General features: G+C 62.5%; 13 protein-coding genes and 6 pseudogenes. 13 read left to right on the top strand and 6 right to left on the bottom strand.

All coding sequences use genetic code 11. The features are described 5' to 3' along the window. The first annotated feature begins 13 nt into the window (after positions 1-13). The 5 genes and pseudogenes from ACOCMH_RS15100 to ACOCMH_RS15080 form a co-directional block, all read left to right on the top strand. Complete coding sequence (locus tag ACOCMH_RS15100) at positions 14-1663, top strand: FAD-binding protein (RefSeq protein WP_427309156.1); 1650 nt, start codon at positions 14-16, stop codon at positions 1661-1663. A 20-nt stretch (positions 1664-1683) separates the two neighbouring features. Then, entirely contained in the window at positions 1684-2928 is a 1245-nt protein-coding gene (locus ACOCMH_RS15095; RefSeq protein ID WP_427309154.1) for a complex I 51 kDa subunit family protein, read from the top strand. Between the two features lie 67 nt (positions 2929-2995). Next, positions 2996-4396, top strand: a complete 1401-nt coding sequence (gene fumC / locus ACOCMH_RS15090) for a class II fumarate hydratase (RefSeq protein ID WP_427309152.1) — start codon at positions 2996-2998, stop codon at positions 4394-4396. Between the two features lie 87 nt (positions 4397-4483). Continuing rightward, a pseudogene (locus ACOCMH_RS15085) lies at positions 4484-4678 on the top strand (hypothetical protein); the annotation flags it as partial. 670 nt (positions 4679-5348) lie between these two features. Then, positions 5349-5612, top strand: a pseudogene (locus ACOCMH_RS15080) (IS110 family transposase); the annotation flags it as partial. A gap of 621 nt (positions 5613-6233) precedes the next feature. Here the strand turns inward: ACOCMH_RS15080 and ACOCMH_RS15075 are convergent. After that, positions 6234-7145: a LysR family transcriptional regulator gene (locus ACOCMH_RS15075; RefSeq protein WP_427309151.1), complete on the bottom strand. Its 912-nt coding sequence runs from the start codon at positions 7143-7145 to the stop codon at positions 6234-6236. Positions 7146-7250: 105 nt separating this feature from the next. Here ACOCMH_RS15075 and ACOCMH_RS15070 point away from each other — a divergent pair, with 105 nt between their 5' ends. From ACOCMH_RS15070 to ACOCMH_RS15060, 3 genes are read left to right on the top strand one after another with little or no spacing between them, the layout of a single operon-like run. Next, on the top strand, positions 7251-7682 hold the full coding sequence (locus ACOCMH_RS15070) for a DoxX family protein (RefSeq protein ID WP_427309149.1): 432 nt from the start codon (positions 7251-7253) through the stop codon (positions 7680-7682). A gap of 25 nt (positions 7683-7707) precedes the next feature. Then, on the top strand, positions 7708-8136 hold the full coding sequence (locus ACOCMH_RS15065) for a nuclear transport factor 2 family protein (protein WP_427309148.1): 429 nt from the start codon (positions 7708-7710) through the stop codon (positions 8134-8136). Beyond that, the gene (locus ACOCMH_RS15060) at positions 8136-9062 is read left to right on the top strand and encodes an NADP-dependent oxidoreductase (protein WP_427309146.1); all 927 of its coding nucleotides are present in this window, start codon (positions 8136-8138) and stop codon (positions 9060-9062) included. The genes ACOCMH_RS15065 and ACOCMH_RS15060 overlap by 1 nt, the downstream gene beginning before the upstream one ends. Before the next feature lie 8 nt (positions 9063-9070). On the opposite strand, the gene ACOCMH_RS15055 is transcribed toward ACOCMH_RS15060, so the two are convergent. Next, positions 9071-9997 (bottom strand): AraC family transcriptional regulator, encoded by a 927-nt coding sequence (locus ACOCMH_RS15055; protein WP_427309144.1) that lies wholly within the window; start codon positions 9995-9997, stop codon positions 9071-9073. 250 nt (positions 9998-10247) lie between these two features. On the opposite strand from ACOCMH_RS15055, the gene ACOCMH_RS15050 reads away from it, so the two are divergent. Genes ACOCMH_RS15050 through ACOCMH_RS15040 form a run of 3 tightly spaced genes read left to right on the top strand, consistent with a single transcriptional unit; the run spans position 10248 to position 12705 of the window. Beyond that, positions 10248-10988 (top strand): SDR family oxidoreductase, encoded by a 741-nt coding sequence (locus ACOCMH_RS15050; RefSeq protein ID WP_427309142.1) that lies wholly within the window; start codon positions 10248-10250, stop codon positions 10986-10988. A 55-nt stretch (positions 10989-11043) separates the two neighbouring features. Then, positions 11044-11805, top strand: coding sequence for an SDR family NAD(P)-dependent oxidoreductase (locus tag ACOCMH_RS15045; protein WP_427309140.1), 762 nt, complete (start codon positions 11044-11046; stop codon positions 11803-11805). A 51-nt stretch (positions 11806-11856) separates the two neighbouring features. Then, complete coding sequence (locus tag ACOCMH_RS15040; protein ID WP_427309138.1) at positions 11857-12705, top strand: SDR family oxidoreductase; 849 nt, start codon at positions 11857-11859, stop codon at positions 12703-12705. 513 nt (positions 12706-13218) lie between these two features. Here the strand turns inward: ACOCMH_RS15040 and ACOCMH_RS15035 are convergent. After that, positions 13219-14309 (bottom strand): annotated as a pseudogene (locus tag ACOCMH_RS15035) (BamA/TamA family outer membrane protein). A gap of 257 nt (positions 14310-14566) precedes the next feature. Here ACOCMH_RS15035 and ACOCMH_RS15030 point away from each other — a divergent pair. After that, a pseudogene (locus ACOCMH_RS15030) lies at positions 14567-15727 on the top strand (IS30 family transposase). 209 nt (positions 15728-15936) lie between these two features. Here the strand turns inward: ACOCMH_RS15030 and ACOCMH_RS15025 are convergent. The 3 genes and pseudogenes from ACOCMH_RS15025 to ACOCMH_RS15015 all read right to left on the bottom strand — a co-directional run. Continuing rightward, complete coding sequence (locus ACOCMH_RS15025; protein WP_427309245.1) at positions 15937-16164, bottom strand: hypothetical protein; 228 nt, start codon at positions 16162-16164, stop codon at positions 15937-15939. A 160-nt stretch (positions 16165-16324) separates the two neighbouring features. Next, a pseudogene (locus ACOCMH_RS15020) lies at positions 16325-16417 on the bottom strand (hypothetical protein); the annotation flags it as partial. Positions 16418-16575: 158 nt separating this feature from the next. Beyond that, positions 16576-16853: pseudogene (locus ACOCMH_RS15015) on the bottom strand (pyridoxal-phosphate dependent enzyme); the annotation flags it as partial. Positions 16854-17165: 312 nt separating this feature from the next. Here ACOCMH_RS15015 and ACOCMH_RS15010 point away from each other — a divergent pair. After that, on the top strand, positions 17166-17426 hold the full coding sequence (locus ACOCMH_RS15010) for a hypothetical protein (protein ID WP_427309136.1): 261 nt from the start codon (positions 17166-17168) through the stop codon (positions 17424-17426). The last annotated feature ends 227 nt before the right edge of the window (positions 17427-17653 follow it).

Below are 17653 nucleotides of genomic sequence, written 5' to 3'. Positions count from 1 at the left end.
GGGACGAACCATCATGCCAGCTGGCATCCCCTACGAAGAGGCGCGCAAGCGCTACCGTCCAGGCGTGGCGCCGGCGGTGCGCGACGATGACATCTCCGTCGAAGCACTGCTAAAGGCCTATCACCCCGACCACGGGCCCAATGCGCGCGTGGCGCTGACCGTGGGCGTCAACCGCGGCGAGCCTTGTCAGCCGGATCTCGCCCGCTATCTGCAAGCCAATGCACTGATCGACGACGTCGACATTGCCGGGGCGCAACTCGTGTCCACCGATGTGCTGATCATCGGCGGGGGCGGAGGTGGCTGCGCGGCGGCACTGACCGCGGCCAGGCAAGGCGCGCAGGTGATTCTCGCCACCAAGCTGCGCCTCGGTGACAGCAACACCGTGATGGCCGAAGGCGGGATCCAGGCGGCCATCGGCGAGGACGACAGTCCCCAGTTGCACTTCGAGGACACTTTGCGCGCCGGGCACTTCTGCGGCGAGCCCGAGCTGGTCGCGCAGATGGTGATGGACGGACCCGACGTGATCCGCTGGCTGATCCGGCTGGGCATGATGTTCGACCAGGAGGAGGACCGGCCACTAGGCGGCAACCTTCTGCGCAAGAAGCCAGGGGGAGCATCGGCCGCGCGGATTCTCTCCTACCGGGACTATACCGGCCTGGAAATGATGCGCGTGCTGCGCGAGGCGGTGGACCTCGAGCCCGGCATCGCGGTGTGGAACCGCTGCCCCGCGGTCGAGCTGCTGTCCGACGAGCGGGGGCGCTGCGCCGGGGCGGTGATCTACAACCTCGAATGGCGCACCTTCATGCTGGTGCGAGCGCGCGCCGTGATTATCGCCACCGGTGGGGCGGGGCGCCTGCACCTGAATGCCTTCCCGACGTCCAACCACTACGGGGCTACGGCAGACGGCCTGGTGCTGGCCTATCGGATCGGGGCGCGCCTGCGCGAGCTGGATTCGTTCCAGTACCATCCCACCGGCATCGCCTACCCGCCGCACCTGGCGGGCGGCCTGATCTCGGAAGCCGCCCGCTCGGCCGGCGCCAAACTGATCAACGGCGAGGGCGAGCGTTTCGTCGACGAACTCAAGCCGCGGGACATCGTGGCCTCGGCAATCCTGCGCGAATGCGCGCAGGGGCGCGGCATCGAGCGGGGTGGCCAGGTCGGTGTCTTCCTCGACACGCCGACGCTGGAAATGGAGAACCCCGGCATCCTGGAAAAGCGGCTCGTGACGCTGCGCCATCTCGCCCACAAGTGCGGGCAGGATGCGTCCCAGGAGCCGTTCCTTGTCTACCCGACCCTGCACTACCAGAACGGCGGCGTTGCCATCGACAAGGAGGGCGCGACCAGCGTACCAGGGCTCTATTGCGTTGGCGAGGTCACGGGCGGCATTCATGGGCGCAACCGGTTGATGGGCAACGCGCTGCTCGATATCCTGAGCATGGGCCGGCGCGCCGGTGCCAGCGCGGCGCAAGCCGGGCGCAGCGCCATGGCCGCGCGCGCCGGCATCGGCCACGTGCACGCCTGGCAGCGGGAATTGACGCTGGCCGGGCTGCCCCTGCATGTCAAGGCACCGCAGCTGTTCCCTGGCTACGCGAATTTCGATCTGCGCGTCGACGCAGGGTTGCGCACCGGCGCGTGGGGCCGGGCGGTCGGCGGCACCCGGTAGTGCGGGGCACGGAGCGCGCGATGGAACAGCTCAATCAGGTTCTGCTCAACGAGGACATCCAGGTCGGCGCCGACCTGGATGCCTGGCTGGCACGCGGCGGCGGAGAGGGGCTGGCCCGGGCGCTGCGCGAGCCGGACGCGGTCATTGCCGAGATCGAGCAGGCCGACCTGCGCGGGATGGGTGGCGCCGGCTTCGCGACGCATCGCAAATGGGCACCGGTGGCTGCCGCGGCGGCTGGCGACAAGTACATCATCTGTAATGGCAACGAAGACGAGCCGGGGACGTTCAAGGACCGCTTCCTGCTTGAGCACACGCCGCACCAGGTGATCGAGGGCGCGCTGATCGCCGCGGCTGCCACCCGCGCCAACCATGTGGTGCTGTACGTCAATCCCCATCAGCCGCTGGCGCTGGCGCGGACGCGCGAGGCGGTGCAGCAATGGCAGGCACACCCGCAATTCGCCGAGCTGGCCGGGCTGGTCGGCGGTCCGGTATCGCTTCGCGTCCTACCCAGCTCAGGCTTGTATATCGGCGGCGAGGAAACCGCGGTCATTGCGAGCGTCGAGGGCGGGTTCCCGTTTCCGCGCCGCAAGCCGCCTTTTCCCGCCCAGCACGGCGTGCATGGCGCACCGACCGTCGTCAACAATACCGAGACGCTGGCCCACGTACCAGGCATCTTGCGCAACGGTGCCCAGTGGTATCGCGGCCTCGGCATCGGTCATGCCGCCGGAACCAAGTTGTACTCGCTCTCGGGCGATGTCTTGCGGCCGGGGCTGTATGAGTTGCCGATGGGCACAAGCCTTGAGACGCTGGTGTTCCGGCATGGCGGCGGCATGCTCCAGGGCAAGGAGTTCAAGGCGGTTTTCACGGGCGGGCCCTCCAATACGCTGCTGACCAAGCGCGATCTCGATGTGGCGCTGGACTTCGACTCCGTGCGGCAGCGGCGTTCGCGGCTGGGAACCGGTGCGATGATCGTGGTGTCGGAAGGGACCAGCATCGTCCGCAAGGTGGCAGAGTACGTCAGCTTCTTCGCCCAGGGCTCGTGCGGCCAGTGCCCGCCGTGCAAGGGGGGGACCTTCCAGCTGATGCGCCTGCTGAACCGGATCGATACGGGCCGCGGCGTGCGCGCGGACCTGGAATCGTTGGAAAACCTGTGCCGCATCCTTCCCGGCAGCGGGCGCTGCGGCCTGATCGACGGCGCCGTGACGGTGGTAGACAGTTCCCTCAACCAGTTCCGGGAAGAATACGAGGCGCTCCTGATGGCATAGGTCCACCATCGAATGTCCGGTTTGCGAGGGGGCCGAGCCATCAATGTTCAATCTAAAGGGGTGAGCGATGACCGAACACGTGAGAATGGAGCGCGACACATTCGGCGAGATCGCCGTGCCGGCCAGCCAGCTGTGGGGCGCGCAGACGCAGCGCTCGCTCCAGAATTTCCGCATCTCTACAGAAAAGCAGGCGCCCGAGCTGATCAAGGCGCTTGCATGGATCAAGCGCGCGGCGGCCGAGGTCAACCTCGAACTCGGCGTGCTCGACGAGCAGAAGGCGCGGGCCATCGTGGCTGCCGCAGACGAAATCGTCGCCGGACAACATCCGGATGAGTTTCCGCTCGCGGTCTGGCAGACCGGTTCCGGCACGCAGACAAACATGAATCTTAACGAGGTGATCGCGAACCGGGCAAGCGAACTGATCGGCGGCGAGCGCGGCGAGGCGCGCAAAATTCATCCTAACGACGACGTCAATCGCGGCCAGTCATCCAACGACGTGTTTCCGACCGCGATGCACGTCGCCGCGGCGCACGGGATTGTCCGGCACCTGTTGCCCGCGCTGACGACGCTGCGCGCAACGCTGGACGGCAAGTCGAAGGCGTTCGCCGACATCGTGAAGATCGGCCGCACGCACCTGCAGGACGCCACCCCGCTGACGCTTGGCCAGGAGTTCTCCGGCTATGTCGCGCAGCTCGACCAGGGGATCGTGCACCTCGAATCGGTGTTGCCGCACCTCTATCAACTCGCCCAGGGCGGCACCGCGGTCGGCACCGGGCTGAACGCGCATCCACAGTTCGCGGACAAGTTCGCCGCGGCGATGGGCAGGCTGACCGGCTTGCCATTCGTGTCGGCGCCCAACAAGTTCGAGGTGATGGCGGCCGCCGACGCGCTCGTGTTTGCACACGGCGCGCTCAAGACCGTCGCCGCGAGCCTGATGAAGATAGCGAACGATATCCGCTGGCTCGCAAGCGGGCCGCGCTGCGGGCTGGGGGAACTGTCGATTCCGGAGAACGAGCCAGGCAGCTCGATCATGCCCGGCAAGGTGAACCCGACTCAGTCGGAAGCATTGACGATGCTGTGCTGCCAGGTATTCGGCAACGACGTTGCGGTGAACTTCGGCGGCGCCAGCGGCAACTTCGAACTGAACGTATTCCGGCCGATGATCGCGCACAATGTGCTGCAATCAGTCCGTTTGCTCACGGATGGCGCGCAGAGTTTCAACGATCATTGTGCGGCCGGTATTGAGCCGAACCGCGCGCGCATCGAATTGCTGCTCAACGAGTCGTTGATGCTGGTGACGGCACTCAACCCGCATATCGGCTACGACAAGGCGGCGCAGATCGCCAAGAAAGCGCACAAGGAAGGCACGACGCTGAAAGCCGCAGCGCTCGCTCTTGGCTATGTGACCGAACAACAGTTCGAGGAATGGGTGCGTCCGGCGGACATGGTCGGCAACCTGAAATGTTGAGAGGCGAGTGCAAATTGATAAAAGCCGCGGGCGGATTACGCAACGAAAAAAATGCTCGTTGCTTACTGACCTGACTAGCGATCGCGTCTGATGCCAGGGTTCCTCGGTGGGGACTTCACCCGACGCTGGCGTACACCCATCGAAAAAGGCGGCGATGCCCTGCGACGGCGCAAGGATGAGGTGGCCACCGAGCTGCCCCCGAAGACGATGATTGTGCGCACGGTCGAGCTCGAAGGCGCACAACGTGACCTTTACGAAACGGTGCGCGCCGCCATGCAGGAATAAGCTTGACCTGGTGCTCGAAATGCTGGCCGAACTTCCTGGGGCTTTTTGAAGAATGGCTGCAGGCGCATCAGGTCGACCTTGTAATGTAACGTGTACGCGAGATGCGCGGCGGCAAGGACTATGATGTCAGCTTCTCGACGCGCAGGCGGGGTACAGGGGGCTGGGCGGACCTGATTCTACAAGGCTGCCGACCGGTTCGACGCTACAACCGGTTTGGTCCGGATACTTCCCGATTCCGGGCGCCGCCGAGAGGGCCCAGAGCCACGGACGATACACAAGGCTCCTTGTTCTGAACAGGCGCCGCTGTTAACTGGTCGCCGATCATCCTGCTTGCCAGATCCAATGCGGCTTTCGCGTTCGCAGGGGGAAGCACCGAGGAAAGCGCCAGCCTCACCGCGATGGCGGCCAGGCGTCCTTCTTCATAGGTAGGCATGCCCATCTGTGCTCCTTCGCGTCGCCGGGGTCATGGCCTGGCTGCGCACGCGGCCGCCGAGAGTCGGCGGCCCACTCACAGTATGGGCGATTCGCGCGCGGGCGAAACCCCTGATTACAGCTGACTTGTGTAAGCGCAAGTGACACCGGGCTAAGAATTTACTGAGATGGACCCGACGCCTCCCTTCGGGGGACACTATCGGCCTCACCCTGACACGTGGAAGTTCATCATGGAATCGTCGGCATCGATCTCGCCAAACATGTGTTCCAGCTCCATGGCGCCGACCGCCGCGGACGGCCTGTGCATCGAGCAAAGGTCTCGCGTGGCTCGCTCCTGGAGGCGGTGCGTACACTGAAGCCAGCGATGGTTGTTATGGAAGCCTGCAGTACAGCGCACCACTGGGCACGGCGCTTCCAGTCGCTCGGCATTGAGGTTCGGCTGAGCCCACAGTATGTGTCGCTCTTCGTCAAGACCAAGAAAAATGACCGCAACGACGCCTGTGAGGAACCGGAATTCGTCAGACTGCGTTTTTCGAAAAATCAATGACTTAACAGCTGATTCCGTCGCCGCTCGGCCTTCTTAAAACCGGAATTTGCTGGACTGCTCTGACGAGAAGCACGAATTAGCTGGACTGCGCCGAACGCGCCTTTTGCTATGCGTCTCCTGCTTCAGCATATCGGCGCGAGCTGTTCGGCGCCAAGAGCGAAGCGCGTGAAGCGGGCCAGCTCGGGCTGCGTCGTTAGAAGACTGCTTACGAACGACTATGTCCGTCACCCTGAAGCAGCCGCGCCCACATCAGCTGCACGGCAGTCCAGCTAATTCCGGATATCTAGTCCAGCGAAAGCGCGCGTAGTTCGGCTAATTCCGGTTTCCTGCGACGCTGTGAGGAATCGGAATTCTCGAGACTGCGTTCTCCGAAAAATCAACGACTTAGCGTCTAATTCGGTCCGCGTTCGTTCGGATGAGAACCGGAAATAGCGAGACTGAGCTGAATTGAAGCGCGAATTCGTTGGACTGCCGCGCACCGGTCGCTCACTGCCTCTTTGCGACCCCATATCGGTCTATCGCCTCGCTATTGTCTCTGACCGAACATGGATGATATTGAGACGCTTGCCTCCGTTACCCCACCGATTCGATATCACGGGCGCCCTTAAGCCGTTTGAGAAACCAGCGACGGGCGGGTCCCGGCGGCGTGTCCTTTCGATAAACTGCGAACATGGCGATTGGAGGCGTGTACGGCTGGAAGGCTTCAAGCCGCAAGGGCACCAGCTTCCCGGCATCCAGGTCATCCTGCACCATCGCTACCGGCATATGGCCCCATCCGGATCCGGCGCGTAGGAATGCATGTTTGGCGCCAAGATCGGCAAGCCGCCATATCTGTGGGGAGAAGACGCCGAAAGTCTTGCCCTCCGTGAGGGTTGTACGGTCGGTCAGCACCAATTGCACATGCGCCTTGAGCTCGGCCGGCCGGATGACCCCCTTCTTTGATGCTAGCGGGTGTGACGGCGCGGTGACCGTGATCATGGAAACATCCAGCAGCTTCTCGGCATCGAGAAGCTCCGGGACCGATGGCATTGAGCCGCTGATGCCGATCCGGCATGCCTGCGCGAGTACAGGCTGCATGACGGCGCCAAGCGCCTCGACGTAAAGCCTCAATGGTGTGTGCGGAAACGCTTCCCGGAACGCGCCCACGGCGTCAGTCAATGACGCCATCGGATACATCACGTCCACCACGACGGACAGCTCGGGCTCAAGTCCGTCGGATATGGCGCGGGCCTTTGCCTTGAAGCCGTCCATGCCGCTTACCACGAGGCGCGCCTGCGCAAGCAAGGCCGTCCCTTCATCCGTCAGCCGCGGATAACGTCCCACGCGATCAAAGAGCTGTACGCCAATCTGGCCCTCCAGATTGGCCAGCGTATGGCTGATCACGGACTGCGCGCGGCGCAGCTTACGGCCTGCTGCGGAGAAACTGCCCTCGTCGGCAGCGGCGATGAAGGTGCGAAGCTGGTCCAGCGAGACGGCGTCGAGCATGTATCTATGGTTTAGATGGATTACATCTAGAAATATAGGCTTCCTGGATACGTGTCAAGTCTCTACTCTTCGGTCTACCCACTCTCACTTGAAAGGATGATCACCATGAACTCGAACCTCAATGTCTCGCTCGCCGCAAACCCGGTAGTTCCGGCCGCTGGCCGCACGCTCATTGCAGCCATCTTCTTCATCAGCGGCATTGGCAAACTTCTGGCTCCCGGCGCAACGATGTCCTATATCGCATCGCTCGGTCTACCGGCGCCTGCGCTCGGACTGACTGGCGCATTGGTGCTGGAACTGGCGGGCGCCACGCTCCTGGCCGTTGGCTACAAGACGCGTCTGGCAGCGCTACTGCTTGCTGCCTACGCTGTCGTGACCGCACTGATCTTCCATCACGCACTCGCTGACCAGAACCAGATGTTCCATTTCCTTAAGAACCTGGCAATGGCTGGTGGCCTCTTGCAGGTAGTGGCTTTTGGACCGGGCGCCTTCAGCATTGACAACCGTCGCGCAGCAGCCGCCCGCGTCGTCGCCTGATGATTGGATGACTGGAGACCACATCATGACCATCGCAACAACGCTCATGCAGCAACACCTCCAATGGCTGGTGGACGAGCCACAGCAATGGCAGGGACTGATTGCCGAGAACATCGTTTGGGATTTGCCCTACGCCCCCAGTCTGGGCCATCCGCTGAAACTCGAAGGTCGCGAATCCGTGCTGCGGCACGCGAGCTGGTTCGCGGCAGCCGTGAAGAACTTCCGCTTTTTCGATGCCGTCGTGACAGCGACGGATGACCCCCGGTATGCGATCGCACGGGTACACGCCGAGGGCCTCATTGCTGCGACCGGCCGCATCTATCGCCAGGAGTACGTCGTGTTCCTGACCGCCCATGACGACCGCATCGTGCATCTGCGGGAGTATTTTGATCCGGTCCAGGCCGCCCTCGCCCTCGATGCCCCCGTGGTGGGCGTCTCTTCCAGGAGCATCTAATGAAAGCGATCCGAGTCGCTGCCTATGGCAGCCCTGACGGTCTGACTGTCGCCGAGGTGGACGACCCCGTGCCTGGCGACAACGAAGTACTGATCGATGTTGCCGCGGCGTCAGTGAATCCCATCGACTGGAAAATTGTCAGTGGCGCCATGCAGGCGTTCATTCCACTGCCGCTGCCATTTACGCCGGGCGTGGATGCTGCTGGCACCGTCATCGCCGTAGGACGCCATGTCACTACGCTTAAGCCGGGAGACAATGTGATGGGCTTCATTGGCATCGTCGGGGCCTTTGCCACCCGCGCTGTGGTGGAAGCGTCCCGTCTGGCACGCAAGCCAGAGTCCGTGAGTTTTGCCGAGGCCGCCGCGATTCCCGCGGCGTCGCTGACGGCGTGGCAGGCGTTACAGGAACATGGGGCATTGCGAGCCGGCCAAGCCGTCCTGATTCACGGTGCGGCAGGCGGTGTAGGCAGTGCGGCCGTGCAGCTCGCCAAGCTGGCCGGTGCGCGCGTGATCGGCACCGGCTCGGCGAGAAATCGGGACTATGTCCAGAGCCTTGGCGCCGACGCCTTCATTGACTACCGTGCCGAGGATTTCTCCAAGCGTGTTTCACGTGTCGACCTGGTTTTGGACCTGATCGGCGGAGAAACCCAGGACCGGTCATGGTCTGTGCTCAAATCCGGTGGCACGCTGGTCTCGACCGTTGCCAGACCTGATTCCGCACGCGCCCAAGGCGCGCAGGCCAACGGCAGACATTTTGCGACCCGTAGCGATGGCCCGCTGCTTGAGAAATTGGCTGCGCTCCATGCAGCGGGCGACCTGCGCACCCACATCGATTCGGTCTTTCCTCTGTCAGACGCGGGCCATGCCCTTGGCCACAGCATGAGCGGCCACGTGAGAGGCAAGGTTGTTCTAGACGTGATCAAGTAGACCTTGCCCTAGGCACCAAAGCGGACCGCCGGCGAAAGGGTGAAAGACTCGCGCATGTCGCGTGCCTCCTCAACCGGCGTTCTTCCAAAAAGGCGCTTGAACTCCCGGCTGAACTGTGAGGGGCTTTCGTAGCCGACGCGTCCTGCTGCCGCCGCGGCAGTGACGCCGTCGCGGATCATCATCAGGCGCGCCTGGTGGAGACGGGTCGATTTGATGTACTGGATTGGCGAAGTCTGCGTCACCATGCGGAAGTTCGCGTGAAATGCCGGCACGCTCATGCCTGCTTCCTCGGCAAGACGTGTCACATTGAGCGGCGCAGCATAGTCGGCGTGGATGCGCTTCAGCGCTTTCGCGACGCGGCCAAACCGACCGTGGTGGACAAGTGCGGCACGCATCGCGCCGCCCTGCGCGCCCGTCAGTACCCGATAGCAGATCTCCCGCACAAGGCTCGGTCCCAGGATTTGCGCATCCATTGGCACCGTCAATGCCTCCAGCAGCCGGACTGTTGCGCCGGCCAGAGTCTCGTCAAGCCGTGTAGACACCATGCCATTCGGCGGCTCGTCGGAAAGATCTCCCGCCGCAGCGATCTGCGTGATCAGGTCGCTGAGTTCGAGGAGGTCCAGGCGGATGGAGACCGCAAGCATCGGCTCCTCCGGCGACGCCTGGGTTTCCGTCGAAAACGGCAGCGGCACAGACAGCACGAGATAGTGCTGCGCGTCGTAGACATAGACCTCATTACCCAGAAAGCCCAGCTTGCAGCCCTGGCAGACGATCACGATGCTCGGCTCGTACAGCACTGGCGTGCGCCCAAGGGGCCGATCTGAACGCATCAGCCGAACGCTATCGAGCGTCGACTGCGTGTAGCCCTCGTTAGGCGCCAGTTTCTCGATAAGGCTGACCATCTTGAGGGAAGCGGGGGAGCGGACCTTCGACATCACGTTCTCCTGTGTGTTCGCTATAGGCGCCATTCTAGTCTCCCCTCGCGCCCGGCTCTAGCGTACTTGATAGGAATAGGCAATGACGGCATCGGTCCGTGTATTCGCCGGAAGGCCGGCCATCCCTAACATTCACTCACCGGCTGACGAACCATATCGCTTCATTGATGGCAGACAACCTGCCGAAAACGTACCACGTCAAGCGCGGAGTTTACCGGCCAGACCCGAACCAACGATAGGAGTATGCAATATGGCAAACACAACCGAACAGTCGAAAGTCATTCTGATCACCGGCGCCAGCAGCGGCATCGGCGCGGGTGCGGCCCGTTTGCTCGCCGCGCAAGGCCACCGCCTTGTGATTGGCGCGCGCCGTACCGACCGGCTCGCGGAACTGACGCAATCGATCGAAGCGTCCGGCGGCATCGTTCGTTATCGCGAACTCGACGTGACCTCCGCCGACGACGTGGCGGCATTTGCCCGCTTCGCGCTCGACGCCTTCGGCCGCATCGACGTGCTGATCAACAACGCAGGCGTGATGCCGCTTTCGCCGCTCAATGCCCTGAAGGTAGGCGAGTGGAACCGGATGATCGACGTGAATATCCGTGGCGTACTGCACGGCATTGCCGCGGTGTTGCCAACGATGGAAGCGCAGGGACACGGTCAGGTCATCAATATTTCCTCGATCGGCGGACTATCCGTGTCGCCGACTGCCGCCGTCTACTGCGCCACCAAGTTCGCCGTGCGCGCGATTTCGGACGGACTGCGCCAGGAAACCGACAACGTCCGCGTGACGGTGATCTGCCCCGGCGTCGTGGAATCCGAGCTCGCCGACTCGATCTCTGACGACACCGCGCGGACGGCCATGAAGGAATTCCGCCGCATCGCCATCACGCCCGACGCCATCGCGCGTGCCATTGCCTACGCAGTGGAGCAGCCTGCCGACGTCGACGTGAGCGAGATCGTCGTGCGCCCCACCGCCAGCCCGTTCTGACGAACCGGTACGCACTACGCACGACGCATTACCCAAGCGAATCAAGGAGAACACCATGACATCCACTCACACAGCGGGCGGCGCCTTTGCAGGCAAGGTCGCCATCGTTACCGGTGCAGCCAGTGGCATCGGCCTGGCCACGACGGAACTGCTCCATGCTCAAGGCGCGAGCGTCATTGCCGTCGGGCGCAGCAGCAACGTGGAAGCCCTTGCGCGTCCCGGCATCGTTCCCATCGTCGCCGATGTGGCGCGCGAGGAAAGCGCGGCGCAGGCGGTGGCCACCGCGATCGACCGGTTCGGCAAGCTCGACATCCTGGTCAACAACGCAGCGATCATCATCAACAAGCCCCTGGTGGACATGTCGCTCGATGACTGGAACGGCATCCAGGCCGTCAATGCCACGGGCGCGTTCCTGTTTTCCCGGGAAGCTATGCGCGCGATGGTGCCGGCAAAGACCGGCGCCATCGTCAACGTGGGTTCCTACGCCTGCTATCAGGCATTTCCGCTCATCGCGGCCTATGCGGCGTCGAAGGGTGCGCTTGCACAGTTGACTCGCGCGCTGTCGCTGGAAGCCATCGAACATGGCATTCGCGTCAATGCGGTGGGCTCTGGCGATGTCATTACCAACATCACCAATCACATCCATGCCGATGGCCAGGCATTTCTTGCCGAGCATGGCAAGAAGGCACCCATTCGCCGCGCAGCCCAGCCGAAGGAAATTGCCGAGGTGATCGCCTTCCTCGCATCGGAGAAGGCCAGCTTCATCGTCGGAGCCGTGGTCATGGCCGACGGGGGCATGAGCGTCGCCTTGCCCTGAAGAAACATCCTGTCCGCAGCCAAACGTTTCATCACTCAAGGAGTTCTTACCGTGAAGCAAGCATCCCGTACCTGGTTCATCACCGGCGCATCGAAGGGCGTCGGCCAAAAACTCGTGACACACCTGCTGGAGCAAGGCCACCGGGTGGCGGCCACCTCCCGCACAGCCGCCTCGTTAACGGAGGAATTCGGTGCGGCCTCCGAGCGATTTCTACCGCTCGGGGTCGACCTGACCAGTGACCGCAGCGTCCACGAGGCCATCGAGAAGACCGTGCAATGGTTCGGCGTTCTCGACGTGGTCGTGAACAACGCCGGCTACGCCCAGCAAGGGACCGTCGAGGCATTGTCGGACGACGAGCTTCGTCGGAATTTCGAGGTCAACTTCTTTGCGCCGATGGCTGTCCTGCGTCATGCGCTGCCGCAGCTTCGCCGCCAGCGCAGCGGCCACGTCTTCAATATCTCGTCCATCGTCGGCTACCAGGGGGGCTATCCGGGATGGGGCAGCTATGTGGCGAGCAAGTTCGCGCTGTCTGGCCTGACGGAATCCCTAGCGGCAGAAGTCGCCGAACTGGGCATTCGCGCGACAGTGGTCTATCCCGGACCGGTGCGGACCGATTTCCTGTCGAATGGTGCACTGGCGGTGGCCAGACGGCAGATCGACGACTATTCCGAGGCAAAGGCTTCGCTGGACCTGCATCTCGACACCCTGCATGGCCACCAGGCTGGGGACCCGGACAAGCTCGCACTGCTGATCATCCAGGCCGCGACTGTTGAATCGGCCCCGCTGCATCTGTTTGCAGGCAAGATCGCCAATGAACTCGCGGCCGCGAAGGCAAGCGCTGTCGCAAAGAATCTCGACGCCTGGCGGGGCGCGTCCGAAGCCATCGATTTCGTGGACTGATCGAAGGCCATGCATGTCCCGGCTTGGCCGGGACATTCTCCCTGGGTCCAAGGATGCGAGGCGCATGGGTCCGTCACACTGGCCTTACTTTTGTCCGCTATCACCGAGATGGGCCATACGAACGAAGGGCCGCTACGTCTCAAACTGGCCGGCATGCGACATCCGCGAGCGAAGCAAGGCCGGCCGTGAGAATGGCGCGCATGCGGTTTTCGCCAGGAAACCTCGCCGCTGGCTCGCAAAATCAAGCGAGCGCCTCGATTGCGGCGATAGCTCGCTGAGCAGCCGGAGACAACGTTCGGTGCGCCAGGTAGACGACATCGAATTCCGTGGTTAGCTCCGCATTGCCTGCTGCATCCAACTGCACGAGCGCCCCGGCCTCCACTGCTGCTAGCGCCCGAATCGGGCCTAGCAATACCGCATCAGACTGACAGGCCAGCAGAGCGAGTGCATGAGAATCATTGCTTTCCAGGTCTAGTGGCAGTTTTTCGTCGCTGCGGCAATTTTGCCCGGCATCTAGCGCACCGCGCACCCCACCTGCACATAGACGGCGTTTTGGTCCTTGCTGTGGGCAAAGTCCAGCCCAATGGCGAGCCCCAGCTTTCTCGCGATTAAGTAGCGAAAGCCCAGGCCAACGCTGGCAATGTTCGAGGCTTCGTCGAAGCTTTGCCATCCATAGGCCTTGCCGACGCCGATAAAACCAAGCAAGGACCAGCGGGGCCGGAAGTCCCCAGCGCAATTCCACCTCCGTCGAGATCGCATTGCGGGCTTGGTAACGGGCCTTCTTGACCCCACGCGGGTCGACGTATGGCTGGATATAAAACAGCACATCGCCACTGGAAAAGCGCGCGTCAGCCCTGAGGCCGAGGATCAGTGTCTCGGCGATCGGCAGCCAGGTGTACCCGCGCGCCGCGTGAATCTCGTAGTTCTGGGTGCTGCCGATCGCTTCCCGTGCGAGCTGGGCCTCGAGTTCCGCATAGATCCCGCGGCTGGTGTAGAAAATGTTGTCGCGCGAATCGTAGTCGGCGACAAGGCTGGCGGCGCTGATGCGCTGGTTTCGGCCTTGTCCCACCAGGTCCCCGGGCGTCTGGCCGAATTTGAAAACGGCGTTCGAATCGAAGTAGATATAACGGGGGCCGGCAAACCAGTGGGTATTTCCGATCCGGACCAGGAGCTGTTGGAATAGGCCTGCGCCCTGCAGCGAGTACGCCCTGGCCTGGTTCGCAATGCCGAAAAAATCCAGGTTCGCATCGACCTTTGCGACGCCGCCAAGGTAGCGGTACCGGTCGCCGCCCCAGGTATGGAAGTTGACCGAGCGCCCCGGCCCACGTGCCGTTCTCCGTGTAAGCGCCATCGACGAAGGTGATATTGGGTGGCATGCGCTCCTGGCCGAGCGACTTGGCTCGCGCCTCAGTTTCGGCAATGGATTCCGAGAAGAAAAGGAGACCAAAGCCCAGGCCATAGCCAACTGCTGGCTCGGTGATGACAAACGGAACGGGCAACGCTCCCTTGTGCTCGAGGAGGTAGCTGCTGAGATCAAACTGCCCGTCTTCCGGGTCGACAAGGCTGAGAGGGCGATCGTCGGCCACGGCGCTGATGGACGTCATCAGCGCCAGGCTGAATATCACGCGACGCAGAAGCGGCCGACGCATCGGGGAACCTCCATGGCGGGTGTTCGTACGATCAGTGCGAAATCGTGCCTGCGCTGGTGATTTTAGAGGCGTTCGATCTCGTTGACGACGTCGGTGCGGGCGGCCCACGCCGCGGTCTCGCATGCCGCTGTGCCGAACGGCCGCTTCAATTTGCGGATTCAACCGGTCGATGCAACACACTGGAGACTGCGTGAGCAGTGGAGGTGTTGCAAATGAAGCAAAGGCGGCGTATCTACTACACGGAAATCCAGAAGGCGCTGATGTGGGAGCGTTGGAGGAAGGGCGAATCGCTTCAGCATATTGCGCAACTTTTCGATCGTAACCACTCATCCGTACAACGGATTCTGGCGGAAACCGGCGGTATCCAGCCCGCACAACGACATCGTTCCAGGCTGGCGTTGACGCTGTCTGAGCGCGAGGAGATATCTCGCTCAATCGTTGCTGGCCTTTCAATCCGTTCCATAGCAACCCGCCTCGGACGCGCGCCCTCTACCATTAGTCGGGAGCTCACGCGCAATGGTGGCGGTCAGGGCTATCGGGCGAGCCAGGCCGACCAGCTTGCCTGGGAGCGGGCCCGTCGGCCAAAAGTATGTAAGCTCGTCAGGAACCGCGCGCTGGCACGCGTTGTGTCGGACAAGCTGCAGATGCTGTGGTCTCCCGAGCAGATTGCCGGGTGGCTCAAGCATGCGTACGCGGTCAACAAGGACTACAAGGTGTCACACGAGACGATCTAGCGTAGCCTTTACATACAGGCCCGCGGCGCGCTCAAAAAGGAGTTGCTGGAGCACCTTCGGCGCTCACGAGCCATGCGTCGTTCGCGCCATCACACACAAAAGACGGACGACCACGGCAGGATTTGTGACACGGTGTCGATCAGTGAACGACCTGCCACAGCCGAGGACCGTGCAATACCGGGTCATTGGGAAGGTGACCTGCTGTGTGGTAGCGAGGGCAGCCAGATCGTGACGCTTGTCGAGCGCCAGACGCGCTACCTTATGCTGGTGAAGATTGCCAGCAAAGACAGTGAGACAGTTGTCAATGCGCTCATCAAGCATGCGTGCAAATTGCCGCAGGAACTCTACAAATCGCTGACCTGGGATAGGGGATCCGAGATGGCGGAACACAAGCGTTTCACAGTGGCCACGGACATCAAGGTGTACTTCTGCGATCCTCAGCATCCGTGGCAACGCGGCTCGAACGAGAACACCAACGGCCTTCTGAGACAGTACTTCCCCAAAGGTATCGATCTCTCTGTCTACTCGCAAGCCAAGCTCAATGCCGTAGCGCGGCAACTCAATGAACGCCCTCGAAAGACACTAGGTTTCGATACGCCGGCAGAACGATTCCATCAATCCGTTGCGTTGACCGGTTGAATCCGCATTTGCAACGCCGGCCTTGCGTTCGTTGAGGACGATCTGCTGGTGGTAAACGATGCCGTGCTGGTCCAGGACGTGCGTGTAGATACCGACTTTTCCGGGCCCGGGAAAAGGTGCGCAGAGGTCGATCAAGCTTTGAATACTTCCGCGACCACTAAGCAATGAGACTGACCGGCCAGTCGATGTACCTGGCCGGTGTAGTCCCGTCAGGCCATTTCAAACTCGAGGTTGCGATAGATCGCTCGCGCCCCCTCTAGTTGTTCCAGCGCGATCGATGCATCGATGGTGTGCGCATCCTCCTCGCACCCCGGCCCCAAGCCGATGGTCGGAATACGGCGGCGTCCGGCGGATTCGGAGCCGTTCGTGCAGAACGCCCAGCTCCCGACCTGTGGTGAGCGACCGGCCTGCGCGATCGCACGCACGGCGGCTTGCACGAGCGGGGCGCGGTCCGGCTGCTGCCATGCCGGTAGCCAGCGGGTCGGTCGCGCCGATTCGCCGCCAAGCACCGGGTCGGTCGGCAGCTACAGTCCTTCCAGCGCGGTTAGCGCGCGCGGCGGCGTTCAGCGGATTGACACCAAGGTGGGGCGTCGCCGCATGCGCCGGTTTGCCGTGGAAGGTCAGCCGGATCTCGAGCCGGCCCTTTTGTTCCGTCTTGACCTGCAGTTTCGACGGTTCGCAGATGACCACCGCCTCGGGATCGCACCGGCCTAGCACCGACGCCAGCGCGTGTCCTTCGATGACTTCCTCCAGCCGGCGATGCCGCCCTTCATGTCGGTGCTGGCGCGTCCGTGCAACCGACCGTCATGGATCGTGCCGCCCAACGGCTCGAAGCGCCACTGGCCGGTGTGGGTCGGAAGCTGGCCGTCCGGCAACTGATGCAGCGCCTCGTCGGCCATCACCGCATAGCCTTGTATCACGTCCTTCGGCACCTCCATATAGCCTTCGTAGGAAGTGTCGGACACAACGAATCGGCCCAGCCGCGCGCGTCGGCCGCCTGGCGGTCTTCGCTGACGGTGGCGTGGATATAGATCACGCACTGGCAACCGAAGCGCTGCGCGCCCCAGGCGACCGAGCGGCCGTGGTTGCCGTCGGTGGCGCAGGTCACGGTAATGTCGCGGACCAACATTGGCTGGGGCGGCCGTCCTGATTTGGCGTGGTGCAGACGGTGCATGAACTTCATCGACGGCATCGTCAAGTTGACGAAATTCTCGCGACTCGTGCTATATCGCCTGATCCCGATCGCCGCACGGCTTGTCATGGTGCTCTAGGCATTCCGCAGCGAATCGCGGCGCGACCCTGCCGATTGCCTCGATCTGATTTGCCTTGGACTTCTGCAGGGCAGCCACCATACTAGCTTCTGGTACGCATGAATTATGTGACGAGACGGGCGTAAGTGCCTAGACCATGCTGCCGTCAGTCGACAAAGGAGAAGAATATGGGAAGACTCACAGCGGCCGTCTTTTTTGCGACGGCAATCATCACTTCACCGGTTTGGGCGCAGACGGCAACCGGGGCTCCGGCGAAAGCTCATGATGATCATCTCGTGCAGATGCGGCAGGACATCCTCGCCGCCAGGAAGGAGTACAAACGCAAGGTCGCTGAGGCGCAGAACGTCTTCGATCAGCAGAAGGCGGGCGCGGCTAAAGAGCGTGACGCGGCCATCGCGGCGGCGCGCGCCACCGCGGGGCAGAAATGAATGGCTGCGTGCGCTATTTGGTCCTGCGTTCAGCGTGTGACGAGCATTCGCTGAGTGCGAGACATCAATATTGAAGCCCATACTCCGGGTTCAGCATGCCCAACATCCGGACGATCGTATCGGCAGTGATTGTATGCGCTACGCTTGGGGCGAATTGCATTGCACACGCACAGCGGCAGGATGGTGCGGCTACCGCTGCCGATGCTATCAGCGACGCGGTGCAGGAA

This window comes from Cupriavidus sp. H39 (genome assembly GCF_050271075.1).
GTDB lineage: Bacteria > Pseudomonadota > Gammaproteobacteria > Burkholderiales > Burkholderiaceae > Cupriavidus > Cupriavidus necator_B.
The sequence above is the reverse complement of the archived record's forward strand: the minus strand, read 5'-3'. Positions and strand labels throughout refer to the sequence as shown.